We start from the raw sequence: 16845 nt of genomic DNA, 5'->3' as shown, positions 1-16845 counted from the left end.
AGGATCACGACGCGACGCCGGCGAGCGCCAGCACCGTGTGCATCAGGACGTTGGCGCCGGCGGCGCAATCGGTCTGCGTCGCGTCTTCCAGCTCGTTATGGCTGATGCCGTCCTTGCAGGGCACGAACACCATCGCCGCCGGCATCACCGTGTTGAGGTTGCAGGCGTCGTGGCCGGCGCCGGAGGTGATGCGGCGATGCGAATAGCCGAGCTGCTTGGCCGCGTTCTCCACGGCGTCGACCAGCTTCGGATCGAAATGCGTCGGCGCCTTGCGCCAGACCAGATCGAGCTGAACCTCGACCTTGCGCCGCGCGGCGATCTCGGCGACCGCGGCCCGCAGGTCGCGATCCAGCGCATCCATGATCGCGGCATCGGCGCTGCGGCAATCCACCGTGAAGGCGATCTCGCCGGGGATGACGTTGCGCGAGGGCGCAGCGATCACCGCCTCGCCGATGGTGCCAACCGCCTTCGGCCCATGCTTCCTGGCGATGCTTTCCATCGCCAGCACGATCTCCGACAGCGTCGCCAAGGCATCGCGGCGCAGCGGCATCGGGGTCGAGCCGGCATGGCTCTCGAAGCCGATGATCTTGCCGTCGTACCACAACACGCCCTGGCCGGAATCGACCACGCCGATGGTCTTGCCCTCGGCCTCCAGGATCGGGCCCTGCTCGATATGCAGCTCGACGAAGCTGGTGAATTTCTGGCGGCCGACTGGGGCATCGCCGCGATAACCAATCGAGTCGAGTGCTTGCCCGACAGTGACGCCTTCGGCGTCCTTGCGCGACAGGATGTCGTCGGTGGTGAAATCGCCGACATAGGCGGCCGAGGCCATCATCGCCGGCGCAAAGCGCGAGCCTTCCTCATTGGTCCAGTTGCAGATGCAGATCGGCAGCTCGGTCTCGATGCCGGCATCGTTGAGCGTGCGCACCAGTTCGAGCCCGGCCAGCGTGCCGAGTATGCCGTCATATTTGCCGCCGGTCGGCTGGGTGTCGAGATGCGAGCCGACGCCGATCGGCGGCTTCGACATGTCCCGTCCTTTCCTCAACCCGAACATCGAGCCGAGCGCATCGACCTGCACCTCGAGGCCGGCGTTCTCGCACGCCTTGCGGAACCAGTCGCGCACCTGCTTGTCCTCGGCGCTCAGGGTCAGGCGCCGCACGCCGCCCTTCTGTGTTGCACCGAACTGCGCGGTTTCGTGGATGCTGCCCCAGAGGCGGGCGGAATCGATCTGCAGGTTGGTCGCGGCTCGGCTCATGTCGTCGGTCCATTCTTATTTCGTCATTCCGGGTCCCAAGGACCAGACCCGGAATCTCGAGATTCTCAGATGTGCAATAGCACATCTTAGTTCGATGCTGACGCATCGCCCCGGAATGACGTTTGATTATCCGGCACTCGTTCAATGACGCGCCGCTTCCACCGCGTCAACCGCCACGCTCGCCTGCGCGATCTGCCTGGCGAGATGAGCGACGCGCTCGATCGCGACCGCATCGGGGGAGGCGAGCCAGCTTGCGGTGAAGGTGAGGGGCGGCAGCTTGAGGTCGGTATCGAGCAGTTGCAACCGCCCGTCGGCAAGCTCGTTCTCGACGATCGCCGATGGAATCACCGCAATGCCAAGGCCTTCATTGGCCATATGGATCACGGTCGCGAGCGAGGTCGAGGCATGCAGGCGGATCGGCGGCAGATCGGGTGCGTTGAACAGCGCGCGCACGGTCTCATAGGGCTGGGTCTTGCGCGGAAAGGTGATGATCGGAAATCGCGCCAGATCCCGCCGCGCCACGGGGCCGTCGCCGAGGCCGAGCGACGGGCTCGCCAGGAAGCCGATCGGGTAATCGCACAGCACATGGTTGTGCACGCCGGAGGCCGAGACCGGTCCGAGCACGAAGGCGAGCTCGATCTCCTGCGCCAGCAGCCGCGGGGTCAGGTTCGGCGTGATGTCGACCTCGATCTCCAGCGACAGGTTTGGGTAGATCTCGTTGACGCTTTTGACCAGCCGCGGCAGCCAGGTGTGCACGATGGTCTCCGCGACACCGAGCCGCAGCGCGCCGCGCATCGCTGAACGGTCGCCGACCTCGGCCATCATCTCCGAGCGCAGGCCGATCAGCTTCTCGGCATAGGTCATCATCAGCCGGCCGCTCGGCGTCGGCGAGGCCACGCGATGATCGCGGTTCAACAGCTTGACGCCCATCTCGCGCTCGAGCTGGGCAATGCGCTGGGAGATCGCCGGCTGGGTGGTGTTGAGCCGCTGGGCGGCGCCGCGGAAGCTGCCGAGCTTGACGACCCAGAGGAAGGTTTCGATCGAGCGGAAGTCCGTCATTGGAAGCATATCCTCGATCGATAAATTCCATTTATCGATTTTGATTAGAAAGGACGATTAGACATTATATCACGCTTGGTGTTGGTTTGTCCTTGTCGAGATTATGGGCAGGAGCCTCCCATGACTGTTTTTGCGGCAGTGCAGCGATCTCAGGGTGAAGCGGCGCTCGCGAGCGTCGAGGCGCGGCGCGCCTGCCGTGACGGCGTGGCCTCGGCCACCACAGCCGGTCTCGCCAACGGGTTCGTCCAGGGCAATCTCGCGATCCTGCCGGAGAAGCTCGCCGGCGCCTTCCACCGGTTCTGCCAGCTCAATCCGAAACCGTGCCCGATCATCGGCATGTCCGATGTCGGCGATGTCAGGATCCCTGCGCTCGGCCTCGACCTCGACATTCGCACCGACGTGCCGCGCTACCGGGTCTGGCGCGACGGCGAGGTGGCCGACGAGCCGACCGACATCACAAAATACTGGCGCGACGATCTCGTCACCTTCGTGCTCGGCTGCTCGTACTCGTTCGAAGAGGCGCTGCTCGATGAGGGACTGCCGATCCGTCACATCGAACGCAATCTGCGTGTTCCAATGTACCGCACCAACATCGCCTGCAGCCCGTCGGGGCCGTTCGCCGGACCCATGGTGGTGTCGATGCGCCCGTTCAAGCCGGCAGATGCGATCCGCGCGGTGCAGATCACCTCGCGCTTCCCGTCGGTGCATGGCGCGCCGGTCCATCTCGGCCATCCGCATGCGATCGGCATCAAGGATATCGCCAGGCCCGACTATGGCGATGCGGTGCCGGTGGCCGACGACGAGATCCCGGTGTTCTGGGCCTGCGGCGTGACCCCGCAATCGGTGATCGCAAGTGCGAAGCTGCCGTTCGCGATCACGCATTCGCCGGGCCTGATGCTGGTGACCGACCTCAGGAACAAGCAGCTCGCTGTGCTCTGAATAGGCAATTCGTGCAATTCATTGAGGCTTTACTGCGCGCTACAAGCATCACATCGATAAGAACAAAGCTGACCAAGGGGAATTTCGAATGACGATCTCTCGCCGTAACGTATTGCTTGGCGCCTCCGCCGCCGCGCTGGCACCGATCGTGGCCCGCGCGCAAACCTCCGAAGTCGTCATTGGCATCATCTATCCGTTCTCCGGCGGCAGCGCGCAGCAGGGCGTCGATGCGCAGAAGGCCTATGAGACCGCGCTCGACGTCATCAACAAGGACCATGATTTCGACCTGCCGCTCGCCAAGGGCGCGGGCCTGCCGGGCCTCGGCGGCGCCAAGATCCGTCTCGTGTTTGCCGACCACCAGGCCGATCCGCAGAAGGGCCGTGCCGAAGCCGAGCGCCTGATCACGCAGGAGAAGGTCTGCGCCGTGATCGGCACCTATCAGAGCGCGGTCGCGGTCACCGTCAGCCAGATCTGCGAACGCTACGGCGTCCCGTTCCTCTCGGCCGACAATTCCTCGCCGAGCCTGCATCGCCGCGGCTTGAAGTTCTATTTCCGTGCGGCCCCGCATGACGAGATGTACTCGGCCGCGATGTTCGATTTCTACGATGCGATGAAGAAGAAGGGCACCAAGATCGAGACGCTGTCGCTGTTCCACGAGGATACCATCTTCGGCACCGACTCCGGCAACGCCCAGACCAAGATCGCCGGCGAACGCGGCTACAAGATCGTCGCCGATATCAAGTACCGCGCCAATTCGCCGTCGCTGTCGGCCGAGGTGCAGCAGCTGAAAACCGCGAATGCAGACGTGCTGATGCCGTCGAGCTATACGACGGACGGCATCCTGCTGGTCAAGACCATGGCCGAACTCGGCTACAAGCCGAATGCGATCGTCGCGCAGGATGCGGGTTTTTCCGAGAAGGCGCTGTATGACGCGGTCGGCGACAAGCTGGAAGGCGTGATCTCGCGCGGCACCTTCTCGCTCGACCTCGCCACCAAGCGTCCGATGGTCGGCAAGCTCAACGCCATGTTCAAGGAACGTTCGGGCAAGGACTTCAACGATCTCACCTCGCGCCAGTTCATGGGCCTGATCGTGATGGCCGACGCCATCAACCGCGCCAAGTCGACCGATGGCGAGAAGATCCGCGAGGCGCTGGTCGCGACCGACATTCCGGGCGAGCAGACCATCATGCCCTGGAAGCGGGTCAAGTTCGACGACATGGGCCAGAACAACGACGCCGATCCGGTGCTGCTGCAATATGTCGGCGGCAAGTTTGTCACCATCTTCCCGCCGCAGGCCGCGATCGCCGACGCGGTCTGGCCGATGAAATAGGCCGGGATGGCGCAAGGGGCGGGGGGAGCAAGCACTGTGACAGCGAAAGAGATCATTCAGCGCACCGCGCATTTCGTCATTGCGAGGAGCGAAGCGGCGGCGCAACGCAGTCTTGCTCGCGGGGCGATGGCTTGCTCCGCTTCGCCGGGAACGGCACGTCATGGCATGGCAGGCGTCGCGAGGCTCCAGCCGTGACCGCCCAAGCCATTATCCAGAGTCTGGCGAGCGGCCTCCTGATGGGGCTGCTCTACGGACTGATCGCCGCCGGCCTCGCCTTGATCTTCGGGCTGATGGACGTCGTGAATTTCGCGCACGGCGAATTCCTGATGATCGCGATGTACGCGACCTTCTTCCTGTTCGCGTTCTTTGCGATCGACCCGTTGCTGTCGGCGCCGCTGGTTGCCGCCGCCTTGTTCGTGTTCGGCGCGGTAGTCTATCTCCTGATCGTCCGCTTCGCCGTGCGGGCAAAGGCCAATGCCGGCATGGTGCAGATCTTCTCGACCTTCGGCCTTGCCATCGTGATGCGGGGTCTGGCGCAGTTCTTCTTCACGCCCGATTATCGCAGCGTCACGCACTCCTGGCTCGGCGGCAAGACGATCTCGGTTGCCGGCATCTACCTGCCCGTGCCGCAATTGGTCGGCGCGCTGGTCTCGATCGCGGCCTTCGTTGCGCTCTACTTCTTCATCAACCGCACCGATTTCGGCCGTGCGCTGGAAGCGACGCGCGAGGATGCCGGGGCGGTGGCCCTGGTCGGCATCGACAAGAACCGCGTGTTCGCGCTGGGCTGGGGCCTTGGTGCGGCGCTGGTCGGGCTTGCCGGCGCGATCATGGCGACCTTCTTCTACATCTATCCCGACGTCGGCGCCTCCTTTGCCCTGATCGCCTATGTCACGGTGGCGCTCGGCGGCTTCGGCAGTGTATTCGGCGCCTTCGCCGGCGGCATCATCGTCGGCCTGGTGGAGGCGAGCACCGCGCTGATCCTGCCGCCGTCGCTGAAATCGGTCGGCATCTACGCCGTCTATCTTCTGGTCGTCTTCATCCGCCCGCGTGGCCTGTTCGGATCGATGTGATGGACACCCACTTCGCCCAACGCCGCAGGCGTGACCTGATCGTGGCGCTTTGCCTGGCTGTGATCGCCGCGCTGGTGCCGCTGTTCGTCAAGGACGTTTACGTCCAGAACATCATGGTGCTGACCCTGATGTATGCGGCGCTGTCGCAGAGCTGGAACATATTGTCCGGCTATTGCGGGCAGATCTCGCTCGGCCATGCGCTGTATTTCGGGCTTGGTGCCTATACCACCGCGCTGCTGTTCACCAAGTTCGGCGTGTTGCCGTGGTTCGGCATGCTGGCGGGCGGTGTGATCTCCGCCTTGATCGCGATGGCGCTCGGCTATCCCTGCTTCCGGCTGCGCGGGCATTATTTCGTGATCGCGACCATCGTGATCGCCGAGATCGCGCTGTTGTTGATCCAGAACTGGGATTGGGCAGGTGCCGCGCTCGGCATCACGATTCCGATGCGCGGCGACAGCTGGCTGAAATTCCAGTTCGCCCGATCCAAGCTGCCATATTTCTACTTCGCGCTGGCGCTTGCCTGCGTCGCCTGGCTCGTCACCTGGTGGCTGGAGGACTCCAAATGGGGCTATTGGTGGCGCGCGGTAAAGGACAATCCCGATGCCGCCGAAAGCCTCGGCGTGGTCGTGTTCAATTCCAAGATGGGCGCGGCGGCGGTCTCGGCATTCCTGGTCGCGGTCGGCGGCAGCTTCTACGCCCAGTTCGTCTCCTATATCGATCCTGAAAGCGTGATGGGCTTCCAGTTCTCGCTGCTGATGGCACTGCCCGCGGTGCTTGGCGGCATCGGCACGCTGTGGGGGCCGGTGCTCGGCGCTGTCATCCTGATCCCGCTCACCGAGTTGACGCGCTCGTTCGTCGGCGGTTCGGGGCGGGGCGTCGACCTGATCGTCTACGGCACGCTGATCGTCTTGATCTCGCTGGCGCTGCCGCGCGGTCTGGTCAGCGTGTTCGGCAAGGTCCCTTGGCGCAAGGAGGCCGCGCGATGACGGCACTGTTGGAAACCCGCGGCGTCTGGCAGCGCTTCGGCGGCCTCGTCGCCAACAGCGATGTCTCGATCTCGGTCGGGCGCGGCGAGATCGTCGGCCTGATTGGCCCAAACGGCGCCGGCAAGTCGACGCTGTTCAATCTGATCGCGGGCGTACTGCCGCCGACCCAAGGTTCGATCATCTTCGACGGCGAGGACGTCACCCGGCTGCCGGCGGCGGAACGCTGCCAGCGCGGCGTTGGACGCACCTTCCAGGTGGTCAAGAGCTTCGAGACCATGACCGTGATCGACAACGTCATCGTCGGCGCGCTGATCCGCAACACGAAGATGCGTGTTGCGCGGCAGAAAGCCTACGAGGTGCTGGAGTTCTGCGGCCTTGCGGCGCGCGCCGAAAAGCTTGCCGCCGACCTCGTGCCATCCGAGAAGCGCCGGCTCGAGGTCGCGCGTGCGCTGGCGACCGAACCGAAACTGCTGTTGCTCGACGAAGTCCTGACCGGTCTGACGCCGGTCGAGGCGCAGACTGGCGTCGAGCTCGTGCGGAAGGTGCGCGCCACCGGCGTCACTGTGCTGATGGTCGAGCATGTGATGGAAATCGTGATGCCGCTGGTCGATCGCGCCATCGTGCTCAATCTCGGCAAGGTGCTCGTCGAGGGCAAGCCCGCCGAGGTCGTCCGCAATCCAGAGGTCATTTCTGCCTATCTCGGGGGTCGTCATGCTGTCGGTGCGTGAAGTCACCACCGCCTATCAGGGCCTGGTCGCGATCTCCTCCGTGTCGATCGACGTCACCAAGGGTGAGATCGTCTGCGTCGCCGGCGCCAACGGTGCGGGCAAGTCGACGTTGCTCAAATCGATCGCCGGTGCGGAGCGGCCGCGCGCAGGGACCGTCACCTTCGACGGCAAGCGCATCGACGGCCAGCCGCAGCACGTCATCACGTCGAGCGGCATCGCCTTCGTGCCGGAAAACCGCCGGCTGTTTCCGCGGCTCTCGGTGCACGACAATCTGCGGCTCGGCAGCTACCTCTATCGCAGCGAGGCCAATCGCGACGCGCCGCTCGATCTGGTGTTCCAGCTGTTCCCGCGGCTCGCCGAGCGGCTCGACCAGCGCGCCGAGACTTTGTCCGGCGGCGAGCAGCAGATGCTCGCGATCGGCCGGGCGCTGATGACGCGGCCGCGGCTTCTGATGCTCGACGAGCCGTCGCAGGGCATCATGCCGAAGCTGGTCGACGAGATCTTCCAGGCCGTGAAGCGCATCCGCGACGCCGGCATGACGGTTCTGATCGTCGAGCAGCGGATGGCCGAGTGTCTGGAGATCGCCGACCGCGCCTACATCCTGCAGACCGGCCGCGTGCTGATGGAGGGCACCGCCGCCGAGATCAGCGGCAATCCCGACGTGCGCAAGGCGTATCTGGGGCTGTAGCGGCAGTGTGCGCGGCGAGAAGCCGCCCCGAATGAGCGACTTGTCCGCCGTAGCTCGAAAAGCAAAGGCGGAGGCGACATCCGGGAAATGTCCCGCATATCGCTGCGCTTATGCGGGCCACGATCGAGCTAGCCCGTGCAGGCCTACAACCTACTTGAGGACCTCGACCTTGGCCGCGAGGTCCGGCACACGGGTGACGCGGTAGGTTGCGTTGCTGCAGGTCAGGGTCCAGGCCTCGTTGTCGGGCTTGGAGAGCTTGTCGTCCCGTTCGGCCTTGAGCGGCTTGTCGCAGGCATAGCCCTGCGCGCGCAGCTGGACCGCAAGCAGGTCCTCCAAGGTCTCCTCGGCCTGCGCAGTGGATCCCACCAAGCCGCCGACGAACAGAGCCGCGAATGCCAAGCCTGTGAACTTCGTCATGACTGTCCTCCGCATGTCTCACCTCTGCTATGTCTAGTCCGTAAATCCTACAGCTGTTGCAGTGACGCGCCTCTATCCATGAGGGTGAGGGGCGTTCCATTGTATTCGATCCGTTCGAAGCTCTTCCAGCCCAGCCGCGCGTACATCGCTTCGCTGTGCGGGGTGAACAAGTACAGCCGGTCGAATCCCAGTTTGGCGCATTCATCGATGGCGCGCAGACTCAATGCGGACGCAATTCCCTGTCCGCGATGTTCGCTGGGGACGTATACCGAGGACAGCCACGGCGTCAGATGCTTGTGGGTGATGCTCGCCGCTAGGATGCCGGCCGATCCCAACGGCGTTCCGTCCTCGCTCAATGCAACAATCGCCATCGGCAGCGCGTCTTTCTGGAGCGATCGACGGAGCCTCTCGGTTCGATCTTCGAGCGTGGCCGCCGGCGTGAGGTAGCCGAATTGCGTGTGCTGCCATGCCGCGATCGTTGGCACGAGTGCGGGATGGTCAGCCAGATATTTGATCGTTGCTTTCGGTTGTCCGATCAATTGTTCAATCATGCCCATGTTCCGGCAGCGTCAGCCCGAACACTTTGGTCAAATCCTTGACCTGTTCCGGTGACAGATACCGCGGGTTCAGCCCGCGCAGCAGCAGATAGAGCTTTGCGGTTTCTTCCAGCTCCTCGGTTGCGAACACCGCCGCTTCCAGCGTGTCGCCCGACACGACCGGGCCGTGATTGGCGAGCAGCACCGATGAATATTTCCCGGCCAGCCCCCTGATCGCGTCGGCAACGGCGGGATCGCCGGGGCGATAATAGGGCACCAGCGCGGTCTGGCCGCATTTCATCACGTAATAGGCCGTCATCGCCGGCAGCGCGGCGCGCGGGTCGATCTCGGGCAGCATCGAGAGTGCGACCGAATGGGTCGAGTGCAGGTGCACCACGGCGCCGGCGCTCGCGCGGGTCTGGTAGAGCGCGGTGTGCAGCGGCACTTCCTTGGTCGGGGCATCGCCGGAGACCAGCCGGCCGTTGCCGTCGAGCCGCGACATTTTCGCCGGATCGAGGAAGCCGAGCGAGGCGTTGGTCGGTGTGACCAGCCAGCCGCCGTCGTCGAGCCGGACGCTGATATTGCCCGAGGAGCCCGGCGTCAGCCCGCGCTCGAACAGCGAGCGGCCGAAGCGGCAAATGTCCTCACGAAGCTTTGTCTCGCTCATCCGGTTTCGCCCGTTCCGGCTCGCTCATGGCGCCATCCGTTTTCCGCTTTGTCTCATGCTTTGGCAGCGCGGCCAAGCCGTGATAGCAAGCAGCAACGAGCATGATCCGGAAAACCGCAATCATGCTCAAACAAGTAAAAATTTGAGGATCGCCGCATGTCCAGTTCCGCAACACCACGTGTCGCCGTCATCGGGCTGGGGTCGATGGGATACGGCATGGCGACCTCGCTCAGGCGGGCCGGTCTCGCCGTGACCGGCTGCGACGTCTCGGCCGATGCCGTCGCGCGCTTCGTGGCCGATGGCGGCAAGGGCGCCGGCTCGCCGGCCGAGGCGGCCAAGGATGCCGATATCGTCGTCAGCGTCGTCGTCAATGCGGCGCAGACCGAGGCCATCCTGTTCGGCAAGGGCGGCGCTGCCGAGACCATGGTCAGGGATGCGGTCTTCATCTCCTCGGCGACCATGGACCCCGATATCGCGCGTCGGCTGGCAAAACAGCTCGAGGCGACCGGCCGGCACTATCTCGATGCCCCGATCTCCGGCGGCGCGCAGCGCGCGGCGCAGGGCGAGCTCACAATTCTGGCCTCGGGCAGCGCGGCCGCGTTCGCGAAGGCGCGACCGGCGCTGGATGCGATGGCGGCAAAGCTCTACGAGCTCGGCGATGCGGCTGGCCAGGGCGCCGCGTTCAAGATGATCAACCAGCTGCTGGCCGGCGTGCATATCGCGGCCGCCTCGGAGGCGATCGCCTTTGCCGCCAAGCAGGGCCTCGACATCCGCAAGGTCTATGAAGTGATCACGGCCTCCGCCGGCAATTCCTGGATGTTCGAGAACCGCATCCCGCATGTGCTCGACGGCGATTATGCGCCGCGCAGCGCGGTGGAGATTTTTGTCAAAGACCTCGGCATCATCCAGGACATGGCGCGCACTGCGCGCTTCCCGGTGCCGGTCTCGGCCGCGGCCTTGCAGATGTTTTTGATGACATCGGCCGCCGGCATGGGCCGCGACGACGATGCGTCGGTGGCGCGGATGTATGCGCAAGTCACCGGTACCAAGCTTCCCGGCGCGAAATAACAGGAGTTTGCAATGCCCCGTTTTGCCGCCAACCTCACCATGATGTTCAACGAGGTCCCGTTCCTCGACCGCTTCGAGGCGGCGGCGAAAGCGGGCTTCACCGCGGTCGAGTTCCTGTTTCCTTATGACCATCCGGCCGAGGAGGTCGGCAAACGGCTGAAGGCCGCCGGGCTGACGCAGGCGCTGTTCAACCTGCCGCCGGGCGACTGGGCCGCCGGCGAAAAGGGATTTGCCGCGCTGCCGGATCGCTTCGCCGATCTGCAGCAGAGCCTGAAGACCGCGCTGCCCTATGCAGCGGCGACCGGCGTCAAGCGGGTGCATCTGATGGCCGGCATCGCCGACCGCAGCGATGCCAGGGCGGTCGCGGCGTTCCGCAAATCGGTCGCATACGCGGCCGAGTTCTTCGCGCCGCACGGCCTCGACGTCGTGATCGAACCGATCAATCCGCGCAACGTGCCCGGCTACTTCCTCAACGATTTCATCTTCGCGCGCGACCTGATCAACGAGCTTGGTCTTGCGAACCTGAAGCTGCAGTTCGATATCTATCACTGCCAGATCATCCATGGCGACGTCACGATGCGGCTGCGCGAGATGATGCCTGTCATCGGCCACATCCAGATCGCCTCGATCCCCTCGCGCAACGAGCCCGACGGCGAGGAGCTGAACTATCCGTTCCTGTTCGACGAGCTCGACCGGCTCGGCTATGGCGGCTTCGTCGGCTGCGAATACAATCCGCGGGGCAAGACCACCAACGGCCTCGCCTGGTTCAAGCCCTACGCCGGAGTGAAGCCGTGACATCAGCAACGAAACTGTCGCTTGGCTGTGTCGCCGACGACTACACCGGCGCCTCCGACCTCGCCAACACGCTGACCCGTGCGGGTCTCCGCACGGTGCAGACCATCGGTGTGCCCGCCGACGATCTGGCGCTGCCCGAGGTCGACGCCGTCGTGGTGTCGCTGAAGAGCCGCTCGATCGAGGCCGGCCTCGCCGTGACGCGCTCGCGCGCGGCGGAGAGCTGGCTGCGCGGCCGCGGCGCTTCCCACATCCTGTTCAAGATCTGCTCGACCTTCGATTCCACCGATGCAGGAAATATCGGCCCGGTGATGGACGCGCTGCGCGCCGATTCCTCTGACAGCATCGTGCTGGTGACGCCGGCGTTCCCGGAGACCGGCCGCACCGTCTACCAGGGCAATCTGTTCGTAGGCTCCGTGCCGCTGAACGAGAGCCCGCTGAAGGATCACCCGCTCAACCCGATGCATGATTCCAATCTGGTGCGTGTGCTGGCGCGGCAGAGCAAGATCAAGGTCGGCCTGGTCGATCTGGCGACGCTGAGCCGCGGCACCGACGCCGTGCGCGGCAGGCTGGCCGAGCTCGCGCGCGGCGGCATCGGCGCTGCCATCGTCGACGCGGTGTTCGATCGCGACCTCGAGACCATCGGGCAGGTGGCGCTTGATCACCGCCTGTCGGTCGGCGCCTCCGGCATCGGGCTTGGCCTGGCGCGGGCGCTGGTCGCGGCGGGCAAGGCCAAATCGGACGCCGCGACTGCGATGCCTGAGAGCGCGATCGGCGGCCCGGCCGCCTGTCTCGCCGGCAGCTGCTCGCAGGCGACCCTGCGCCAGATCGCCAACGCCGAGAAGGTGATGCCGGTGCTGCACCTCGACCCCGAGCGGGTGATCGCTGGACGGGAGGAGGCGCAGCGCGCGCTCGCCTGGGCGAGAGACCGGTTCGGGCCCGGGCCGATCCTGATTGCCAGCAGCTCGACCCCGGAGGAGGTGGCAGCTCTGCAATCCCGTCATGGCCGCGATGCAGCCGGACGTGCCATCGAGCAGGCGATGGCCGATATCGCGGAGGGGTTGGTGCAGTCGGGTGTGCGCAGGCTGGTGGTCGCCGGTGGTGAAACTTCGGGCGCCGTGGTCGACCGGCTGCGCATCCCGGGATTCCTGGTCGGTGCGGAAATCGCTGCAGGCGTGCCGGTTCTGCGCGCCGTCGGCGCCGGAAATGGCGAGATGGTGCTTGCCTTGAAATCGGGCAATTTCGGCGGGCCGGAGTTCTTCTCGGATGCGCTGGCATTGATGCCCTGAGGCGCGGAACGCGCGGCGCATCAATGCGGTGGCGGGCGTCTCCGTAGTTCAACGGGGAACCAAATTAACCCTGCCGAAGGAGGGGGGCTGGCTTTGATATCCGCGGCGTCCCGCAGCGCCCCCAGCCATTCGATCGGGCCTCGCGAGCCCGATATCCAAGAGACCTCACGATGTTCGCCAAATTCTCGATCCGCGCCAAGATCATTGCCGTGGTTGCGTTCCTGCTTGTCGCGATAACGGGAATGGGCTTGCTCGCGGTCAAGAACATGCGGGCGATCAATGCCAACACCGTCGACATCATGACGAGCTGGCTGCCGAGCGTACGGGCGCTCGGTGACCTGCGCGCCGGCGTCATCACCTACCGCAACGTGATCCGCGAGCACATGCTGGCCGAGACGCTGGAGGAGAAGCTGGTTGCGGAAAAGACCCTGGCAACCGTGGTCGAAGCCAACACGAAGGTCCGTGCGGTCTATGAACCGCTGATCACGTCCCCCGAGGAGCGGGCGCTTTACAATCAGTGGGTCGATAGCTGGACGCGCTACAAGAAGGGCACCGAGCAGGTGATGGAATTGTCGCGCAAGGAAGCCGGCAAGATCCCGCACGAGGCCCATGAGCTGAATGCCAAGACGGTGAACAAGATCGGCCTCGAGGCGGACGAGATCCTGCGCAAGGACATCGACCTCAACAACACCGGTGCCGACAAGGCGGCGCAGGACGCGGCCAGCAGCTACGATTGGGGCTTCACGCTGCTTGCAATGATCCTCGGTGCCGCCATCATCGTCGGCGTCGGCGTCAGCTTCCTGATGATCCGCGACGTGTCGGCCGGCATCGCCTCGATCGTGAGTCCGATGCAGACGCTGGGCCGCGGCGACCTCACCGCCGTCGTGCCGCATCAGGGCGAGAAGACCGAGATCGGCGCCATGGCCGATACGCTGCAGGTGTTCAAGGAAGCCCTGGTCGCCAAGAAGGCGGCCGATGAAGCCGCTTCTGCCGATGCCGAAGCCAAGATCGAGCGCGGCCGCCGGGTCGACACCATCACCCGCAATTTCGAACAGATGATCGGCGAGATCGTGCAGACCGTGTCGTCGGCTTCGACCCAGCTCGAAGCCTCGGCGGGCACGCTGTCGTCGACCGCGCGGCGTTCGCAGGAATTGACCACCTCGGTTGCCGCGGCATCCGAGGAGGCCTCGACCAATGTGCAGTCGGTGGCATCCGCAACCGAAGAGCTGTCGTCGTCGGTGACCGAGATCAGCCGTCAGGTGCAGGAATCGGCGCGGATGGCCGGTGACGCCGTCGGTCAGGCGCGCACCACCAATGATCGCGTCAGCGAGCTGTCGAAGGCCGCCGCGCGCATCGGCGACGTCGTCGAACTGATCAACACCATCGCCGGCCAGACCAACCTCCTTGCGCTGAACGCCACCATCGAGGCGGCGCGCGCCGGCGATGCCGGCCGCGGCTTCGCGGTGGTGGCTTCCGAAGTGAAGGCGCTGGCCGAGCAGACCGCAAAGGCGACTGGCGAGATCGGCCAGCAGATCGCCGGCATCCAGGCCGCGACCCAGGAGTCGGTCGGCGCGATAAAGGAAATTTCGTCGACGATCGAGCGGCTGTCGGAGATCTCGTCCACCATTGCCGCCGCAGTCGAACAGCAGGGCGCGGCGACGCAGGAGATTTCCCGCAACGTGCAGCAGGCGGCGCAGGGCACCCAGCAGGTCTCGGCCAACATCACCGACGTGCAGCACGGCGCCGGCGAAACCGGCTCGGCCTCAAGTCAGGTGCTGTCGGCGGCGCAATCGCTGTCCGGCGACAGCAGCCGTCTCAAGCTCGAGGTCGGCAAGTTCCTCGACGCCGTCCGCGCGGCCTGACGTCGACCGAAACCTCTGACCATCGGAAAATGCCCGGCTCCCAGGCCGCGCATTTTTCTTTGCGTATGCAGCGCTCCGTAGTTCCACTGAAGCGTGATTAACGAACCGTAGTTTCACGCGCGGTAACTTGCCACAGCGCGACGCGGCCACCCGCACAGAATCGCGAAATCCATTCCAAACGAGGCACCGGATGATGTTCCTGGCGAGATTCCGCATTCTCACGAAGATACTGGCGATTGTGTGCGGTCTCTCCATCATCGCCGGTACGCTCGCCTATCTCGGCATTGCTTCGCTGAAGTCGCTCAGTGAGCGCGGCGTGGTCACGGCGCGCGCCGCGAACCGTGCGTTGCTTTCGGCGCACGCCAACCAGAGCGTGCTTACGATCAATCGCGCCGAATTCCGCAGCGCGCTCGATCCGCGCGACGAGAACCGGGTCGCGGCGCGATCCGTGATCGACGAGCAGCTCAAATTGCTCGAGGAGCGCCTGGTCGAGATCAGCAAGACGCAGGATCCGCAGACCATCGCGCTGCTGCCCGGCGTGCGTTCGGCGCAGTCGGCCTACCAGGCCCAGCTGAAGCAGACGCTCGATGCGGTCGATAGTGCCAGGGCTTCCGACCTGACGCAGTCCGCCGAGAAGCTGCGTGACGCCGCGATGAAGAGCCGCGCGGCCGCGGAGGAGCTGCAGGCCAGGGTCCGGGCGGTGGCCGACCGCCAGGATCAGCGCGTCAGGGAAAACATGAAGGCCAACGAGCAGGAATATACCTCGACCTCGGAGCTGCTGATCCTGCTTGCCGCTTCAGGCGTCCTGTTCGGCCTGCTGTTCGGCTTCATCGTCGGGCAATACGGTGTCGCGAAGCCGATCCGTGCTGTCGTCGAGACATTGCAGCGGCTTGCGAGCGGCAATTACGACATTCCGGTGCACGGCACCGACCGCCGCGACGAGGTCGGCGACGTCGCCAAGACCGCGCTCGTCTTCAAGGACAACGGCCTTGCCAAGGTCCGGATGGAGCGCGAGCAGAAGGACATGGAGGCGCGCGCCGCCGCGCAGCGCCGTAGCGACATGCTCCAGCTGGCCGACGGCTTTGAGCGCGCGGTCGGCGAGATCGTCGAGACCGTCGCATCCGCCTCGACCGAGCTCGAGGCGTCGGCGACCACGCTGACCTCGACCGCCGAACGCTCGCAAAATCTCGCGACGTCCGTCGCCGCTGCCTCGGAGGAGGCGACCACCAACGTCCAGTCGGTGGCGTCGGCAACCGAAGAGCTGTCATCCTCGGTCCACGAGATCAGCCGGCAGGTGCAGGAGTCTGCCCGGATGGCGGGCGATGCGGTCGGCCAGGCCCGTGCGACCAATGACCGGGTCGGGGAGTTGTCGAAGGCTGCCGCCCGGATCGGGGACGTGGTCGAGCTGATCAACACCATCGCCGGCCAGACCAACCTTCTGGCGCTGAATGCGACCATCGAGGCGGCGCGCGCCGGCGAGGCCGGACGTGGTTTCGCGGTGGTGGCTTCCGAAGTGAAGGCGCTGGCCGAGCAAACCGCGAAGGCGACCGGCGAGATCGGCCAGCAGATTTCCGGCATTCAGGCCGCGACCGAGGACTCCGTGAACGCGATCCGCGCGATCGGCTCGACCATCGAACGGCTGTCGGAAATCTCGTCCGCCATCGCCGCAGCTGTCGAGGAGCAGGGCGCGGCGACCCAGGAAATCTCCCGCAACGTGCAGCAGGCGGCGCAGGGCACCCAGCAGGTCTCGGCCAACATCACCGACGTGCAGCACGGCGCCAACGAAACCGGCTCGGCGTCGACCCAGGTGCTGTCGGCGGCGCAGACGCTGTCGGGCGACAGCAGCCGTCTCAAGCTCGAGGTCGGCAAGTTCCTCGACGCCGTCCGCGCCGCCTGATCCGGCGCCGCCCGTCGGGCCGGGCTTGCCGGCATCGTCTCCGGGCAACCGACACCAGCGTGGTGGACTGACCGGCTCACCACGCTTTGCATTTTCGCAGAGCAGCGATGCGTTAGCATCCGACGGCCGAAACGGCGTGCTCGGCCGGCTCGCATTTGAAGCAGAGCCGTCTCTTTTTGGCGATGATCGCGCGTGCGACCGGCGGCACTGCGTCCGGCATGGTCGATCGGAGGACGCGGCTTCACGCGCTATGCCGAGGAAG

General features: G+C 65.2%; 16 protein-coding genes. 11 read left to right on the top strand and 5 right to left on the bottom strand.

Annotation, left to right across the window (positions count from 1 at the left end):
- Positions 1-4 precede the first annotated feature (4 nt).
- Positions 5-1255 (bottom strand): Zn-dependent hydrolase, encoded by a 1251-nt coding sequence (locus K359_RS0103135; RefSeq protein ID WP_029078038.1) that lies wholly within the window; start codon positions 1253-1255, stop codon positions 5-7.
- A 141-nt stretch (positions 1256-1396) separates the two neighbouring features.
- The gene (locus K359_RS0103130; RefSeq protein WP_029078037.1) at positions 1397-2314 is read right to left on the bottom strand and encodes a LysR family transcriptional regulator; all 918 of its coding nucleotides are present in this window, start codon (positions 2312-2314) and stop codon (positions 1397-1399) included.
- 120 nt (positions 2315-2434) lie between these two features.
- On the opposite strand from K359_RS0103130, the gene K359_RS0103125 reads away from it, so the two are divergent.
- The 6 genes from K359_RS0103125 (at position 2435) to K359_RS0103095 (ending at position 8055) form a co-directional block, all read left to right on the top strand.
- Positions 2435-3253 (top strand): putative hydro-lyase, encoded by an 819-nt coding sequence (locus K359_RS0103125; RefSeq protein WP_029078036.1) that lies wholly within the window; start codon positions 2435-2437, stop codon positions 3251-3253.
- 88 nt (positions 3254-3341) lie between these two features.
- Positions 3342-4583 carry an ABC transporter substrate-binding protein gene (locus K359_RS0103120; RefSeq protein WP_029078035.1) on the top strand — a complete coding sequence of 414 codons (1242 nt, stop codon included), beginning with the start codon at positions 3342-3344 and terminating at the stop codon, positions 4581-4583.
- Positions 4584-4774: 191 nt separating this feature from the next.
- Positions 4775-5653 (top strand): branched-chain amino acid ABC transporter permease, encoded by an 879-nt coding sequence (locus tag K359_RS0103110; RefSeq protein WP_029078033.1) that lies wholly within the window; start codon positions 4775-4777, stop codon positions 5651-5653.
- A complete protein-coding gene (locus tag K359_RS0103105; protein ID WP_029078032.1) occupies positions 5653-6639 on the top strand; it encodes a branched-chain amino acid ABC transporter permease in 987 nt (328 codons plus the stop codon). The genes K359_RS0103110 and K359_RS0103105 overlap by 1 nt, the downstream gene beginning before the upstream one ends.
- Positions 6636-7367 carry an ABC transporter ATP-binding protein gene (locus K359_RS0103100; protein WP_029078031.1) on the top strand — a complete coding sequence of 244 codons (732 nt, stop codon included), beginning with the start codon at positions 6636-6638 and terminating at the stop codon, positions 7365-7367. The genes K359_RS0103105 and K359_RS0103100 overlap by 4 nt, the downstream gene beginning before the upstream one ends.
- Positions 7351-8055, top strand: a complete 705-nt coding sequence (locus K359_RS0103095) for an ABC transporter ATP-binding protein (protein WP_029078030.1) — start codon at positions 7351-7353, stop codon at positions 8053-8055. Before K359_RS0103100 ends, K359_RS0103095 begins: the two co-directional genes overlap by 17 nt.
- 150 nt (positions 8056-8205) lie before the next feature.
- Here the strand turns inward: K359_RS0103095 and K359_RS0103090 are convergent, their stop codons facing one another.
- The 3 genes from K359_RS0103090 to K359_RS0103080 are packed head-to-tail and all read right to left on the bottom strand — an operon-like array spanning position 8206 to position 9675.
- Positions 8206-8472: a hypothetical protein gene (locus tag K359_RS0103090; RefSeq protein WP_029078029.1), complete on the bottom strand. Its 267-nt coding sequence runs from the start codon at positions 8470-8472 to the stop codon at positions 8206-8208.
- 47 nt (positions 8473-8519) lie between these two features.
- Complete coding sequence (locus K359_RS0103085; protein WP_051345956.1) at positions 8520-9023, bottom strand: GNAT family N-acetyltransferase; 504 nt, start codon at positions 9021-9023, stop codon at positions 8520-8522.
- Positions 9016-9675: an aldolase gene (locus tag K359_RS0103080; RefSeq protein WP_029078027.1), complete on the bottom strand. Its 660-nt coding sequence runs from the start codon at positions 9673-9675 to the stop codon at positions 9016-9018. The genes K359_RS0103085 and K359_RS0103080 overlap by 8 nt, the downstream gene beginning before the upstream one ends.
- A 156-nt stretch (positions 9676-9831) precedes the next feature.
- On the opposite strand from K359_RS0103080, the gene ltnD reads away from it, so the two are divergent.
- The 5 genes from ltnD (at position 9832) to K359_RS0103055 (ending at position 16583) form a co-directional block, all read left to right on the top strand.
- Positions 9832-10743, top strand: coding sequence for an L-threonate dehydrogenase (gene ltnD / locus K359_RS0103075; RefSeq protein ID WP_029078026.1), 912 nt, complete (start codon positions 9832-9834; stop codon positions 10741-10743).
- Between the two features lie 12 nt (positions 10744-10755).
- A complete protein-coding gene (gene otnI / locus K359_RS0103070) occupies positions 10756-11538 on the top strand; it encodes a 2-oxo-tetronate isomerase (RefSeq protein ID WP_029078025.1) in 783 nt (260 codons plus the stop codon).
- A complete protein-coding gene (otnK, locus tag K359_RS0103065) occupies positions 11535-12824 on the top strand; it encodes a 3-oxo-tetronate kinase (RefSeq protein WP_029078024.1) in 1290 nt (429 codons plus the stop codon). The genes otnI and otnK overlap by 4 nt, the downstream gene beginning before the upstream one ends.
- 170 nt (positions 12825-12994) lie before the next feature.
- Positions 12995-14686, top strand: coding sequence for a methyl-accepting chemotaxis protein (locus K359_RS0103060; protein WP_029078023.1), 1692 nt, complete (start codon positions 12995-12997; stop codon positions 14684-14686).
- A 190-nt stretch (positions 14687-14876) separates the two neighbouring features.
- Positions 14877-16583 carry a methyl-accepting chemotaxis protein gene (locus K359_RS0103055; RefSeq protein ID WP_029078022.1) on the top strand — a complete coding sequence of 569 codons (1707 nt, stop codon included), beginning with the start codon at positions 14877-14879 and terminating at the stop codon, positions 16581-16583.
- Positions 16584-16845 lie beyond the last annotated feature (262 nt).

It is taken from the genome of Bradyrhizobium sp. th-b2, assembly GCF_000426785.1.
GTDB lineage: Bacteria > Pseudomonadota > Alphaproteobacteria > Rhizobiales > Xanthobacteraceae > Bradyrhizobium > Bradyrhizobium septentrionale.
This window is presented reverse-complemented; position numbering and strand designations above follow the sequence as displayed.

Coding starts and splice junctions, on each gene's coding strand:
- K359_RS0103105 (WP_029078032.1), top strand. CDS start 5,653: ATGGACACCCACTTCGCCCAACGCCGCAGGCGTGACCTGATCGTGGCG.
- K359_RS0103080 (WP_029078027.1), bottom strand. CDS start 9,675: ATGAGCGAGACAAAGCTTCGTGAGGACATTTGCCGCTTCGGCCGCTCG.
- ltnD (WP_029078026.1), top strand. CDS start 9,832: ATGTCCAGTTCCGCAACACCACGTGTCGCCGTCATCGGGCTGGGGTCG.
- K359_RS0103125 (WP_029078036.1), top strand. CDS start 2,435: ATGACTGTTTTTGCGGCAGTGCAGCGATCTCAGGGTGAAGCGGCGCTC.
- K359_RS0103085 (WP_051345956.1), bottom strand. CDS start 9,023: ATGATTGAACAATTGATCGGACAACCGAAAGCAACGATCAAATATCTG.
- K359_RS0103095 (WP_029078030.1), top strand. CDS start 7,351: ATGCTGTCGGTGCGTGAAGTCACCACCGCCTATCAGGGCCTGGTCGCG.
- K359_RS0103060 (WP_029078023.1), top strand. CDS start 12,995: ATGTTCGCCAAATTCTCGATCCGCGCCAAGATCATTGCCGTGGTTGCG.
- K359_RS0103055 (WP_029078022.1), top strand. CDS start 14,877: ATGATGTTCCTGGCGAGATTCCGCATTCTCACGAAGATACTGGCGATT.
- otnI (WP_029078025.1), top strand. CDS start 10,756: ATGCCCCGTTTTGCCGCCAACCTCACCATGATGTTCAACGAGGTCCCG.
- K359_RS0103130 (WP_029078037.1), bottom strand. CDS start 2,314: ATGACGGACTTCCGCTCGATCGAAACCTTCCTCTGGGTCGTCAAGCTC.
- K359_RS0103100 (WP_029078031.1), top strand. CDS start 6,636: ATGACGGCACTGTTGGAAACCCGCGGCGTCTGGCAGCGCTTCGGCGGC.
- K359_RS0103120 (WP_029078035.1), top strand. CDS start 3,342: ATGACGATCTCTCGCCGTAACGTATTGCTTGGCGCCTCCGCCGCCGCG.
- K359_RS0103090 (WP_029078029.1), bottom strand. CDS start 8,472: ATGACGAAGTTCACAGGCTTGGCATTCGCGGCTCTGTTCGTCGGCGGC.
- K359_RS0103135 (WP_029078038.1), bottom strand. CDS start 1,255: ATGAGCCGAGCCGCGACCAACCTGCAGATCGATTCCGCCCGCCTCTGG.